The sequence below is a fragment of the Idiomarina sp. OXR-189 genome (assembly GCF_034373425.1).
Taxonomy (GTDB): Bacteria; Pseudomonadota; Gammaproteobacteria; order Enterobacterales; family Alteromonadaceae; genus Idiomarina; species Idiomarina zobellii.
The window spans coordinates 1,199,036-1,212,969 of record NZ_CP139706.1 but is presented as its reverse complement, the minus strand read 5'-3'; the positions used below and the strand labels follow the sequence as shown (position 1 = coordinate 1,212,969).

Below are 13,934 nucleotides of genomic sequence, written 5' to 3'. Positions count from 1 at the left end.
CATGCCGCATATTAACCTGTATTACAAAGACGAAAACCCCAGCCCGTTAACGCTGGTATGGCGGCGCTTTAATCAGCGCCTGCTGTCCATGACGGCGTTGTACATACTGCTGGCTATGATTCTGGTTGTTATTTTTTCACCCATACTTGCTCCCTACAGCACGTCGATGCAATTTGCCGACGCCGTTTCATTACCTCCTTCGTGGACGGAACAAGGCAACATTCAATTTCTAATGGGAACGGACGACCTTGGCAGGGACATGTTGTCGCGATTGCTTATCGGCAGCATCTACAGCCTGGGTCTGCCTATTCTTATGGTCGCTGTTTCGTCCATTATTGGCATGGTTGTCGGGGCAGTTTTGGGCATTGACCGCACCATTAAATATCAAACGTTTTCACGCGTATTCGACACTTTGCTCTCTATTCCCTCATTTTTAATGGCACTGATTATTATTGCCATATTAGGGACGGGGTTATTTAATGTTGCGTTGGCTATTACCCTGTCACTGATACCTCAATTTATTTTTGTCACTCGTAACGCGGTTCATCAGGAGTGGCACAAAGACTATGTCACCGCGTCGCGACTTAATGGTTGTTCCAAACCTTACCTGCTGTACCGAGTCATTCTACCAAACATTACCCCTATACTGGTTATGCAACTGACCGTGTCTTTATCCGTCGCTATTATGGATATTGCTGCGTTAAGCTTCCTGGGGCTTGGCATACAGTCACCAACACCTGAGTGGGGAAGCATGCTGGCACGCAGCCTTGACGAAGTGTATTTGTCACCTTGGTCAATGGTGTTGCCGGGCGTGACCTTATTCGTCACCATAATGTCGATTAATATTGTCGGCGACAGTCTGCGCCGTGCACTCAGCGAAAGGGTGAACAGCTAATGCAGTTACTGGATATTCGCAATTTAACGGTTGAAATGAAAACACCGCACGGCATGGTCCGGGTGTTGGATAAGGTGAACCTACAACTCGGGAAAGGGGAAATTCATAGCCTGGTTGGTGAGTCTGGCTCCGGTAAGAGTCTTTTGGCAAAGGCCATTGTTGGTTTTGCTAACCCTAACTGGGAGGTAACCGCTGACCGACTGTGGTGGAATGGCCAGGACTTATTAGCCATGAACACCAAACAACGCCGCGCCGTGACCGGCCGGGATATGGCCATGATATTTCAGGATCCATACTCTTATCTGGATCCAAACAGCACGATTGAGCAACAAATTGTAGAAGCCATCCCGGAAGGCGACGTACGTGGTACGTTCATGCGGCGCCGTGTGGACAGGAAAACCCGGGTTAAGCGGTTATTGCACCGGGTAGGTATTCGCGATCACGAGTCGGTCATAGACAGTTATCCATTCGAGCTCTCGCAAGGGGTTGCTCAAAAAGTCAGTATTGCCATAGCCATTGCTCACCGCCCTCGTCTGCTTATTGCCGATGAACCAACAACCGCAATGGAGCCATCGACAAAGCTACAAATTCATCGGCTTTTGGCGCGACTGGCTGCCAGTCAGGAAATGTCTGTGCTGCTGATTTCTCAAGACTTAACCTCAATTTTGCCAGAGACCAAACAACTGACTTTATTGTACTGTGGTCAGCTTATGGAAACAGGGCCTGCGGAGGAAGTTATTAACCATCCGGCCCACCCTTATACCGACTCAATGCTCAGAATGTCGCTGCAAACACAACAAGAGCTACCGCATAAAGCACGCCTGCCGACCTTGCCGGGAGCAATTCCGACACTGCGTCATATGCCAATTGGCTGCCGCCTTGGCCCTCGCTGCCCCTATGCGCAAAAGCAGTGTGTAAAAGCACCACTGGCCACCCAGAAGCAGCAACGAGTCTTTCATTGCCACTTCCCGCTTTTGGAGCTTGAGTCATGAGCCATTTACTGGAAGTAAAAAACCTCGGTAAAACGTATCGTCCCCGTAAGGCGTGGCCCTGGAGTCAAAAGTCAGTGGCGATAGAGCCAATATCCTTTCATATCGATGCTGGTGAAACACTGGCGGTTATGGGCGAAACAGGCTCCGGTAAATCAACGCTGGCAAAAATCATTGCCGGCGTCGATAACCCCAGCTCTGGTGAATTGTGGTTAAACGGCCAAAAGCTACATAACCAGCATTACCAGCAACGTTGTAACAATATCCGAATGATATTTCAGGACAGCGAGAACTCCCTGAATACTCACCTTACTCTCCGTAAACAGCTCGAAGAGCCTTTAAAGTTCAATACCAACTTAACAGCGCAAGAGCGTAACGAAAAAGTCGATATCGCTCTGAGGCGAGTGGGTATGCTAACGGAGCATGGAGAGTTTTACCCGCATATGCTGTCCAGTGGACAAAAACAGCGTGTTTGTATTGCACGGGCTATCATCCTGGAGCCACAGATTGTCGTTGCCGATGAAGCCTTGGTTGGGCTCGACCCATCAGTTAGAGCTCAAATCATTAACCTTATGCTCGATCTCCAGCAAGATATGGGTATTTCGTACATTTTAGTTACTCATTCGCCGCAAATCGTGAAACACATTGCTGATAAGATATTAATTTTATATCGTGGTAAAATGATCGTGTTTGACAAAACAGACATAGTACTAGGTGATAATCAGCAACCTTATGTTCATCAGTTGCTGCATGACCACTTAAATAAGCAGATTAAATTCAAAAGCGACAAAGCAAAAAAGATCGCTGACTAAAAACCAAAACAACAGGAGTTTAATGTGGAAACAGGTACTCTGATATCACTAGCAGCGTATTTTATCGTCATGCTAGGTATTGGTCTTTACGCCTACAAGAAGTCAACTGACTCAGTATCAGGTTACATGCTAGGTGGTCGAGGCCTCGGTCCTGGCGTTACCGCGTTATCTGCGGGTGCATCTGACATGAGTGGTTGGATGCTGATGGGCTTACCCGGTGCAATTTATGTCTCAGGTGTCTCGCAGCTGTGGATTGCAGTGGGTCTGGTCATTGGTGCGTATCTTAACTACGTCATTGTGGCGCCACGCTTGAGAACTTACACCGAGGTTGCAAACGACTCCATCACAATTCCGGACTACTTTGCGAACCGCTTTAATGATAAAGGCCGTAGACTGCGTATATTCTCGTCTGTGGTTATTATTATCTTCTTTACGCTTTACACCTCAGCCAGCCTGGTTGCCGGCGGTAAGCTGTTCGACAGCTCATTTGGCATGGACTACACCACGGGCCTCTGGGTAACTGCCGGTGTGGTATGTGCTTACACCCTGTTCGGTGGTTTCTTAGCGGTAAGCATGACGGACTTTGTTCAAGGCTGCATTATGTTCGTGGCTCTGGTTCTGGTGCCTATTGTCGCCTTTTCTGAGCTCGGTGGGTACAGCAGTGTCGTTGGCCAAGTCGGTGAGATTAATCCTGACTTCCTGGCATTCTTTAAGGATGGAGCCACCGGTGAAATACTGGGCACCTTAGGTATTATTTCTTTGCTTGCCTGGGGTCTTGGCTATTTTGGTCAGCCACACATCATTGTTCGTTTCATGGCGATTCGCTCTGTCAGTGACGTGAAAGCGGCACGCCGCATTGGTATTTCATGGATGACAGTATCTATCATTGGCGCTATGGCGACCGGTTTTGTGGGTATTGCCTATGTTGCGGAAACCAAAATGAGCTTGCCGGATGCTGAAACTATTTTCATCATTTTCTCGCAGTTCCTATTCCACCCATTAATTGGTGGCTTCCTGCTGGCGGCAATTCTGGCAGCCATTATGAGTACAATTTCTTCGCAACTACTGGTTAGCTCGAGCTCGCTGACGGAAGACTTTTATAAAGCCTTCTTACGTAAAGACGCGAGTGAAAAAGAGCTAGTATTCGTCGGTCGTATGTCAGTATTGGCAGTTTCGTTAGTGGCTATTTGGTTAGCATGGAACCCAGAGAACACCATTTTAAGTCTGGTCAGTAACGCATGGGCCGGCTTCGGCGCCGCATTTGGCCCTGTGGTTATTCTGAGCCTGTTCTGGAAACGTATGAACCGTCATGGTGCTCTTGCCGGTATGTTGGCAGGCGCTGTTACAGTGCTGTTCTGGATTTACGGCCCAACTTTCGGTGGCGAACAGCTATCTGCTTACGTCTACGAAATTGTGCCAGGCTTCATCTTATCTACACTGGCTATCATCATTTTCAGCAAAGTCACTGCTGAACCAGAGAAAGAGCTACAAGATAAGTTCGAAGAAATGGAAAGCGTTATCGATGATTACTATCACGGTGACAAAAAAGGCTAAATAACAACACGCCTTAAACCTATAAAAAGACCAGCCTATCGTGCTGGTCTTTTTTGTTTCTAACTGTCGGTCTATAGTGAATACAACACAGTTAACAAGGTAAACACTATGGCACGATTGAATATTATCGCTTCAGCCGCTCTCGCTTTTACATGCGCGGCGTCTACCCTACCCGCTGCGGCCAGTGACCGTATAACAGGTCATCACTTTGCTACTCGCTCGGAAGCTATGGCTCCAAACGCCATGGCAGCGACAAGCCAACCGCTTGCCACACAAGTCGCGCTGGACGTTATGCAGGAAGGCGGCAATGCGATTGATGCGGTCATTGCTGCAAACGCAGTGTTAGGCTTAGTTGAACCGACAGGCAACGGTATTGGTGGCGATTTATTTGCCATTGTATGGGACGCCGAGTCAGAAAAGCTCTATGGACTTAATGCCTCAGGCCGTTCGCCGAAAAGTTTGTCGCTGGAATATTTTAAAGAAAACGGCTATGAGTCAATTCCCCCTCGTGGCGTATTACCGCTGTCTGTTCCCGGTGCGGTCGATGGCTGGTTTGAACTTCATGACCGTTTCGGTCAGTTAGACATGGAAAACGTGCTTCAACCGGCTATTAACTATGCAGAGTCAGGCTTTCCGGTGACTGAAGTTATTGCCTACTACATGGGTCGAAACGCCGCAGTGCTGGCCGACCAACCCGGGTTCGCTGATGTTTTTATGAAAGACGGCGACGTTCCTGAAAAAGGTGAGCGTTTTAAAAACCCCGACTTGGCCAATACCTATAAGCTCTTAGCTAATGAAGGCCGCGATGCTTTCTATAAAGGCAAAATTGCACGCACAATAGATGCCTTTGTCGAAAAACACGGTGGCTTTTTATCTTACGAGGACTTAGCGGAGCATGAGTCGACTTGGGTTAACCCGGTTTCGACCAACTATCGTGATTATGACCTCTGGGAGCTGCCACCGAGCACCCAGGGAATAGCGGCTCAGCAAATACTCAATATACTTGAGCAGTACGACATTAGCAGTATGGGCTTTGACAGCCCTGAGTACATTCATCACTTCGTCGAGGCTAAAAAGCTAGCATTCGAAGATCGTGCGAAATACTACTCTGACCCGGCATTTAATGATGTGCCTGTCGAAGGGCTACTGGACAAAGGTTACGCTAGGGAGCGCGCAAAACTCATTAACCCGAAGAAAGCCGGTCGTTCATACGAGCCAGGTAACCCGCCGACAGAGGGCGACACCATTTACTTAACAACCGCTGACAAAGACGGCAACATGGTATCGCTTATTCAAAGTAACTACCGCGGCATGGGCTCAGGAGTAACACCGACAGGTTTAGGGTTTGTTTTGCAGAACCGTGGTGAACTGTTTGCGCTGGATGCGAATCATCGCAATGTGTTTGAACCAGGTAAACGCCCTTTCCACACTATAATTCCCGCATTTGTGACCAAAGACGGTAAACCATTAATGAGTTACGGCGTTATGGGCGGCGCCACACAACCTCAAATGCATGCACAAATTCTCATTAACATGATTGATTTTAGTATGAACCTACAAGAAGCCGGCGATGCCCCTCGTATTCTGCATACAGGTTCAAGCCAGCCAACTGGTTCTGTCATGTCCGACGGCGGTGTTGTCAGTCTGGAAAACGGCTTCTCTAAGAACACTCGTCGCGAACTGATAAAAATGGGACATACGCTGCAGGAAGCTGTCGGTCCTTATGGCGGCTATCAGGCTATTTGGAAAGACCACGAACAGGATGTTTACATTGGCGCTTCTGAAAGCCGCAAAGACGGACACGCAGCCGGCTACTAAAGGATACGTTTGAAAGTTTGGGCGCCGCTTAACCGCGGCGCTCTCTGTATAACTCAATTTCATCCATGATCAAATCACGCATCCGCGTGGTGGTGTCATAACCAATATCAATAGCTTCCTGCCCACGATAAAACTCCATAATGCCGATATGGCCAAGTTTGGGCTGCACTAAAATATCCGGCGGATCGCCCGCCATACGTGCCTTAGTAATACGCTCCTGCATGATATCAATAGAACTTGCCATGACACTGAACATACCCGGCGCTTTATGACCATTGCTTTTAAAACGCTCTTTAAAGCTGTCTAAGTACTCTTTACTGCCCGACCACAGGTTATCGAAAAAGCCATTATCGTCTTCCGCATGTCTTTCTATTTCTGCTTTTTCCTTCTCGAGTTGTTCAGCCTCTGTTTGCGGCGGAATACTGCGACCTCTTCTCTCTACCGCCCGGGAGTTCAACTGAGAATTCAAATGCACGGCTATAACAAAGTCAGCACCCAGGGCCCGACACAGCGACACGGGAACAGGGTTAACCAGTCCACCATCAATTAACCAGCGTCCGTCAAATGCTTTAGGTGAGAGAACCCCAGGCATGGCGCAGGAAGCTCTCGATGCGTCGTATAAATCCCCTTTCCGTAACCAAATCTCACGGCCACTGTAGAGGTCTGTTGCCACAGCGCCATAAGTAATAGGTAGGTCTTCAATATTTCTTTGCCCGAACTCTTCCCGAGCATGGTTAAATACTTTTTCGCCGCCGATAATGCCGCCTTGGTTAAACCCAAAGTCCAGTAGGTTGAACACTTCCCAGCGACTCATTCCCTGCACCCATTGCTCTATTTCAGCCAGGCGACCAGACGCATAACCCGCTCCAACTAGTGAGCCAATGGAAGTGCCTGCCACCATATTAATGCGCACACCCATTTCTTCGAGGGCTTTAATAACACCAATATGTGACCAACCACGAGCCGCTCCAGAGCCTAGAGCTAATGCAACTTTCACTTCCGACATGTGATTTTTCCCACTTTTTTAATTTGTTTAAGTATCGTACTATGATTACTGAGTTTTCAACAACCTACCTGAGCTATCTATGCCCTGGACTGACCGTCAAGTTAACACATTAAGTAATCGACCCAATGACACCCGTACCCCATTCCAGCGAGATAAAGCCAGAATATTGCATAGCGCCGCATTTAGACGGCTGCAGGCAAAGACTCAGGTTATGTACGTGGGTATGCACGACTTTCCAAGAACTCGTTTAACCCACTCATTGGAGGCTAGCCAAATTGGCGCAAGCCTTATCGTTCATTTAAGTCACCGGCACCCTGAGCTTTCAAAGTCACTTGAGTTTTCTGAGCCTCTGCTAGAGTCATTATGTTTGGCACATGACATTGGTCATCCGCCCTTTGGTCATGGCGGAGAAATTGCGCTCAATTACATGATGCGCAATAACGGTGGTTTTGAAGGTAACGGCCAGACCTTTCGTATCGTTACCAAGCTCGAAGCCTACACGCCAGAGCATGGCATGAATTTAACCCGTCGCACTTTACTCGGGTTACTGAAATACCCTGTTCTAGCCAGCCAGGTTCGCCGCGAACAGTTACCTGAAGATGTCAGTAACTTTAAGCATTTACCGACGCGGCAATGGTTGCCCCCTAAAGCCTTATATAACGATGACACAGCCCAATTAGACTGGGTGCTTGCCCCATTATCGACTAGTGACAAACAAGCCTTTCAGGCACTTTCAGCAGAGCCACAAACCACTAAACACGGCCGCAGCGCTTTAAAAAGCGTTGATGCGTCTATTATGGAAGCGGCCGATGATATTGCCTATGGTGTACATGACCTAGAAGACGCCATAGTTGTTGGTCTTATTCAGCGTGAGCACTGGATGAAGTATATGTTTGACAGGTTGCAGTCTTTAGAAAGCGCTCTGCCTGACTTTAACGCTGAATCACTGACTCATGCACTGTTTTCCGATGATCATTATGAGCGCAAAGGAGCCATTGGTAGCTTGGTCAACCGCCTGGTTACTTCTGCAACCTTGATAAAAACAGACAACGACTTTGAATGCCCGTTGTTACAGTACCAAGTTGCACTTGGAGATGCCGAGAAGCAGTTGCTTAATGCATTAAAAGAATTCATTTTTAAGTGGGTTATTCGCAAACCTGAAATGCAGGCGCAAGAGTTTAAAGGGCAGCAAATAGTTATGGAGCTGTTTGATGTGCTTTCTGTAGAGCCAGAAAGATTGCTTCCGGAAAATACTCGCTTACGCTACCTGCACGAACAAGAGCATGGAAACAATGCCCCTCGGGTTATTTCAGATTACTTATCCGGCATGACCGACGCTTATGCGGCAAAGCTCTACCAACAACTCTTTGCAATAAATCCCTCAATTTAAAAGGCCCCGGATAAATCCAGGGCCTTTGTACTTTCATTATTAACGACGCAACTTACAACACGTTGTCATCGCTTGACTCTGTAGAGTTTTCAGCTTCTTTTGCAGCTGCTCTCTCCGCTTCACGATCTTCTTTGGTTCTCTTTTCAGGCTTTGACAGCAAGAGTTCACGTATTCTGCTTTCCAATTCGTCCGCTATTTTGGGGTTTTCTTGCAAGAACTTCATTGAGTTTGCTTTGCCCTGGCCAATTTTATCGCCTTTATAGCTATACCAAGCGCCCGCTTTATCAACCATCTTGTGCTTAACACCCAGGTCAATCAGCTCGCCTTCTTTAGAAATGCCCTTACCATACAAAATTTGGAAGTTTGCTTCTTTAAACGGAGGCGCAACCTTGTTCTTAACCACTTTCACACGAGTTTCGTTACCGACAACTTCATCGCCTTCTTTCAAGGCACCCGTACGGCGAATATCCAAACGAACAGAGGAATAGAACTTCAGTGCGTTACCACCCGTTGTGGTTTCGGGGTTACCGAACATTACACCAATTTTCATACGAATCTGGTTGATGAAAATACACATGGTGTTCGATTTTTTAATATTTGACGTTAATTTACGAAGCGCTTGTGACATTAAACGCGCCTGCAAGCCAACATGGCTATCGCCCATTTCGCCTTCTATCTCGGCCTTAGGTGTTAAGGCAGCTACAGAGTCAACAATTACAACGTCAACAGCACCGGAACGAACCAACATATCGCAAATTTCCAGTGCTTGCTCTCCCGTATCAGGCTGAGACACAAGTAAGTCATCTACGTTAACGCCTAGAGCTTCAGCGTAGATAGGATCGAGAGCGTGCTCAGCGTCAACAAAGGCGCAGGTTTTCCCCATTTTTTGGGCTTCAGCAATAACTTCTAAAGTCATTGTCGTTTTACCACTGGACTCCGGTCCATAAATTTCTATCACTCGTCCAAAGGGTAAACCACCAATGCCAAGAGCAATATCTAGCCCTAACGAACCTGTTGAAACAGAGGCAATATCCAACGTCTGGTTGTCACCCAACCGCATGATAGATCCTTTACCAAATTGACGTTCGATTTGCCCGAGCGCTGCATCCAACGCTTTTTGACGATCATTGCTCATTTTAAGCTCCGCATTAATTACTGGTTTTATACACAGTATACTGTACGTTTTTACAGTATCAAGTATTCATTAAAAAGTTTTATGAAATGACAGCTAAGTTACTGTAATAAAAACTGATTTATTGCTTTCCCCAAGACTTCGTCGATGGTTTGGCTTCTCACCTTCTGTCTATTCCCCGTGAAAGTTTGCGACCAAACTTCCTCGCAATCGGGTCCAACTAAAGCCATCCAAACCAGTCCCACCGGCTTTTCGGCGGTACCACCGCCGGGCCCTGCCACACCACTAACCGCAATAGCCCACGACGTATTGCATTGAGCCTGGGCGCCAAGCGCCATTTGTTTCACACACTCAGCCGATACAGCCCCATCTTGTTCAAGCGTTTTCTGACTCACATTCAGTAGCTGTCGCTTAAGGTCGTTAGTATAGGTGATTAATCCGCCATTAAACCAAGCAGAACTTCCCGCCACTTCCGTAATAGCGTATCCTATTCCTCCTCCGGTACAGGATTCAGCAGTGGCAATTGTTTGCTGTTTTTCTAACAAGCACTGACCAAGCTGTTCCGCGAGTTCTAAGGTTTGCGGCGTAATAACTGTGGTTGTTACCATAACATTGGCTCCAGATAAAAATAACTCAACTATGCCTGATTTTTCTGAAAAACATATCCAATCACATACCCCAATGATGCAGCAATACTTACGTATAAAAGCGCAACATGCAGACATGCTTTTATTCTATCGTATGGGAGATTTCTATGAGCTATTTTTTGACGACGCAAAACGTTCAGCAGAACTTCTCGATATTTCATTGACCGCACGCGGACAAAGTAACGGCGAGCCCATTCCAATGGCCGGTGTTCCCTACCACGCGGTCGAAAACTATTTAGCGCGACTCGTCAATTTAGGCGAATCTGTCGCTATTTGTGAACAAGTTGGCGACCCTGCTACGAGCAAAGGACCTGTCGAACGCAAGGTCGTTCGCATTGTCACGCCGGGAACAGTAACCGACGAGTCGCTACTGGCCGAACGACAACAAAAACTGTTAGTCGCTATATCGGCCTTGAAAGACGACCTGTATGCAATTTCTAGTCTAGAGCTTAGCAGCGGACGTTTTTGGTTAACGCAAGCTAACTCCCACGAGCAACTTGCCGCAGAAATGCAACGTCTGGAGCCAGCAGAGCTTCTCTACCCAGACACTCTGTCATTAGCAGGCTTGCCGCTGGCCAAAGCAAACTGTAAACGCCGTCCAGCCTGGGAATTTGAACAACAAACCGCATTTGAATTACTAACTCGACAGTTTGCTACGCAGCATTTGGAAGGCTTTGGACTTAAAGCCGACGAACCAACATTAGGAGCGGCGGGCGCTATTCTTCACTATGTTAAAGAAACTCAGCGCTCGGCGCTGCCGCATATTCAATCTATTGTTACAGAGCACCCTAATGACGCCCTTATTCTGGATGCTGCTACTCGCCGTAACCTCGAATTACAACAAAGCCTGGGCGACGCTAACACGCATTTATCGGCAGTATTGGATAAAACAGCCTCGGCCATGGGCAGCCGCCAGTTTCAACGTTGGTTACAGCGCCCGATTCGAAACCAGCAAGCCTTAAATAAACGCTACGATGCGGTTTCAGCTCTATTGGAAAATAACGCTTACGAGCCTTTGCAAACCAGCCTGAAGTCGCTCTCAGACATTGAGCGTATCGTTGCGCGGGTTGGCTTAAGAACCGCCCGTCCCAAAGACTTTGCCCGCTTAAGAGACAGTCTGAAACAGCTGCCTGATATTAAAAGCCAATTACAGCACCAGAGTCTCAACCAACTGAACGAGGCTATTTTGCTTTTCCCTGAAGTGGTTGATCGCTTAGAGCGCGCTATTATCGATAACCCGCCTTTACTGATAAGGGACGGCGGCGTTATTGCCGAAGGCTACGACAGTGAGCTGGACGACCTACGCGATCTAGCCACCGGTGCCACTGACTACCTGCATCAACTAGAGCAGCGGGAACGCCAACAAACCGGTATTGCGACCTTGAAAGTTGGCTATAACAAGGTGCATGGTTACTTTATTGAAGTTAGCCGACAAAATGCAGACTCAGTCCCTGATCACTACCAGCGTCGCCAAACATTAAAAAACACAGAACGCTATATTGTTCCTGAGCTGAAAGAGCACGAAGACAAAGTACTCAATGCGCAGGCGCGCTCGTTGGCTCGAGAAAAGTGGTTATACGATCAGCTCTTTGAGCAGCTTATGCCGCACGTCGCTGACTTACAAAGAACCGCCTCGGCGTTAGCTCAGCTAGATACGCTCAGCTGCTTCGCGCAACTAGCGAACAACTGGAACTATTGCCGCCCAGAGCTGACGGATGAGTCGAGCCTGATAGAACTTGAGCAAGCCCGCCACCCGGTTATTGAGCAGCTCAGCGAGACTCCTTTTATAGCCAACGACGTTGCCTTAAACGATACACAGCGCATGTTAATGATTACCGGACCCAACATGGGGGGTAAGTCTACCTTTATGCGTCAGGCAGCGCTGATTGTTATTCTGGCGCACATGGGTTGTTACGTTCCTGCAAGCGCCGCTCGCATTGGCCGCATCGATCGAATTTTTACGCGTATTGGTGCATCTGATGACCTCGCTTCTGGTCGCTCGACCTTTATGGTAGAAATGACAGAAACGGCAAACATTCTGCACAATGCGACGCCAAATAGTCTGGTGCTTATGGATGAAATTGGTCGAGGCACGTCAACCTACGATGGCTTGTCGCTTGCGTGGTCCTGTGCTGACTATCTGGCTCAAAAGCTGCAATGCCTAACTCTGTTTGCCACACACTATTTTGAGTTAACAGAACTGGCAGATGAACTCCCCGCAACCAGTAATGTGCACGTCAATGCCAAAGAGCACGGCGATACCATCGCCTTCCTGCACACGGTTACTGAAGGTGCTGCAAACCAAAGTTTTGGTTTACAGGTTGCGAAATTAGCGGGGGTTCCGGAGAACGTTATTCAACAAGCTAAACGTAAACTAAAAGAGCTGGAGACGGCCCATCATGGGAGCCACAATTCAGTTCCGGCTGAGACCAACGAAAAGCAGCCCAGTTTGCCGCTTGAACCCACACAGCCAAACCCCATTTTAGAGCAGCTGAAAACAACCGACTTAAATAACTTAAGCCCGAGACAAGCACTCGATTTACTCTTTAGTTGGCAAAACAAACTCTAGAAACAAAAAGGGCTCGGTTTTATCCGAGCCCTCTCTTTAAAACAGTTATGCCAAATTATTGCCCGGAAAAAAGGGCATCCAGCGTCAGTCCCTGCTGCTTCAGAGAGTCTCTTAGCTTTCTTAGTGCTTCCACCTGAATTTGGCGAACCCGTTCCCGAGTTAAACCTATTTCACGACCAACGTCTTCAAGCGTTGAAGCTTCGTATCCTAATAAACCAAAACGACGCGCCAGAACTTCTTTCTGCTTAGAGTTCAACGAATCCAGCCAGTCGGTAATGTTAGCTTTCAAGTTCTCGTCTTGCAGTACACCCTCTGGGCCGTGGTCATCCTCGTCAGCGAGAATATCCAGCAGAGCTTTATCGTTTTCACCGCCAACCGGAGTATCAACAGATGCAATGCGCTCGTTCAAACGCAGCATCTTAGTAATGTCACCCACAGGCTTATTCAGACTTTTTGCAATGTCTTCCGCTGTCGGCTCATGGTCGAGCTTGTGCGCCAGCTCGCGCGCTGCGCGTAAGTAAATATTGAGCTCTTTAACCACATGAATTGGCAAACGAATAGTTCGCGTTTGATTCATAATTGCCCGTTCTATTGTCTGGCGTATCCACCAAGTCGCGTAGGTTGAAAAACGGAAGCCGCGCTCTGGATCAAACTTTTCAACGGCGCGGATAAGACCCAGGTTACCTTCTTCAACCAGATCTAATAGCGCTAAACCTCTGTTTGAGTACCGGCGGGCAATTTTAACCACCAAGCGAAGGTTGCTTTCAATCATGCGTCGGCGGGCGGCTTTATCACCTTTTAACGCACGACGTGAATAAAAGACCTCTTCTTGGGCGGTCAATAATGGGGAGAAGCCTATCTCACCTAAATAAAGCTGAGTGGCATCCATTTTCTTTTGGTACTGACTTGAGGACGATGACAGCGCCTCTTCTAACGCCTCGTCAGAGCTCGTTGCGGACTGCTGCGCCTCGTCTGCGTTTTCAAGTAGCGCTTCTTCCTCGCTGATTTCGATAGTGTCGACTGCTTCTTCCTTTATCTGGCTCATAACAAGCTCCTGTTAATCTGAAAACCGTGTTACTGCACACGTCGACCTCCATATCTTGTTATTATTATTTCCACGTC

Annotated in this window: 11 protein-coding genes; 7 read left to right on the top strand and 4 right to left on the bottom strand. The window is 47.8% G+C overall.

Annotated features, from left to right (window positions below):
• Position 1: 1 nt before the first annotated feature.
• The 5 genes from UM402_RS05990 to ggt all read left to right on the top strand — a co-directional run bounded on the left by UM402_RS05990 (position 2) and on the right by ggt (position 6,068).
• On the top strand, positions 2 to 895 hold the full coding sequence (locus tag UM402_RS05990; protein ID WP_063744332.1) for an ABC transporter permease subunit: 894 nt from the start codon (positions 2 to 4) through the stop codon (positions 893 to 895).
• Entirely contained in the window at positions 895 to 1,887 is a 993-nt protein-coding gene (locus tag UM402_RS05985) for an oligopeptide/dipeptide ABC transporter ATP-binding protein (RefSeq protein WP_058579257.1), read from the top strand. The genes UM402_RS05990 and UM402_RS05985 overlap by 1 nt, the downstream gene beginning before the upstream one ends.
• Entirely contained in the window at positions 1,884 to 2,696 is an 813-nt protein-coding gene (locus UM402_RS05980; RefSeq protein WP_058579258.1) for an ATP-binding cassette domain-containing protein, read from the top strand. The genes UM402_RS05985 and UM402_RS05980 overlap by 4 nt, the downstream gene beginning before the upstream one ends.
• 24 nt (positions 2,697 to 2,720) lie before the next feature.
• Positions 2,721 to 4,250 carry a sodium/proline symporter PutP gene (putP, locus tag UM402_RS05975; RefSeq protein ID WP_286911196.1) on the top strand — a complete coding sequence of 510 codons (1,530 nt, stop codon included), beginning with the start codon at positions 2,721 to 2,723 and terminating at the stop codon, positions 4,248 to 4,250.
• 108 nt (positions 4,251 to 4,358) lie between these two features.
• Positions 4,359 to 6,068, top strand: a complete 1,710-nt coding sequence (gene ggt, locus UM402_RS05970) for a gamma-glutamyltransferase (RefSeq protein WP_058579260.1) — start codon at positions 4,359 to 4,361, stop codon at positions 6,066 to 6,068.
• A gap of 28 nt (positions 6,069 to 6,096) precedes the next feature.
• Here the strand turns inward: ggt and rssA are convergent, their stop codons facing one another.
• Positions 6,097 to 7,074, bottom strand: a complete 978-nt coding sequence (gene rssA / locus UM402_RS05965) for a patatin-like phospholipase RssA (RefSeq protein ID WP_053953529.1) — start codon at positions 7,072 to 7,074, stop codon at positions 6,097 to 6,099.
• A 79-nt stretch (positions 7,075 to 7,153) separates the two neighbouring features.
• Here rssA and UM402_RS05960 point away from each other — a divergent pair, with 79 nt between their 5' ends.
• Entirely contained in the window at positions 7,154 to 8,464 is a 1,311-nt protein-coding gene (locus tag UM402_RS05960) for an anti-phage deoxyguanosine triphosphatase (protein ID WP_058579261.1), read from the top strand.
• A gap of 52 nt (positions 8,465 to 8,516) precedes the next feature.
• On the opposite strand, the gene recA is transcribed toward UM402_RS05960, so the two are convergent.
• Together recA and UM402_RS05950 are read right to left on the bottom strand one after the other, a co-directional pair.
• Complete coding sequence (gene recA / locus UM402_RS05955; RefSeq protein ID WP_053953527.1) at positions 8,517 to 9,599, bottom strand: recombinase RecA; 1,083 nt, start codon at positions 9,597 to 9,599, stop codon at positions 8,517 to 8,519.
• Positions 9,600 to 9,697: 98 nt separating this feature from the next.
• Positions 9,698 to 10,204, bottom strand: a complete 507-nt coding sequence (locus UM402_RS05950; protein WP_053953526.1) for a CinA family protein — start codon at positions 10,202 to 10,204, stop codon at positions 9,698 to 9,700.
• 31 nt (positions 10,205 to 10,235) lie between these two features.
• Here UM402_RS05950 and mutS point away from each other — a divergent pair, with 31 nt between their 5' ends.
• On the top strand, positions 10,236 to 12,812 hold the full coding sequence (mutS, locus tag UM402_RS05945) for a DNA mismatch repair protein MutS (RefSeq protein ID WP_058579584.1): 2,577 nt from the start codon (positions 10,236 to 10,238) through the stop codon (positions 12,810 to 12,812).
• A gap of 55 nt (positions 12,813 to 12,867) precedes the next feature.
• Here the strand turns inward: mutS and rpoS are convergent, their stop codons facing one another.
• Positions 12,868 to 13,857 carry an RNA polymerase sigma factor RpoS gene (gene rpoS, locus UM402_RS05940; RefSeq protein WP_053953525.1) on the bottom strand — a complete coding sequence of 330 codons (990 nt, stop codon included), beginning with the start codon at positions 13,855 to 13,857 and terminating at the stop codon, positions 12,868 to 12,870.
• Positions 13,858 to 13,934: the final 77 nt, after the last annotated feature.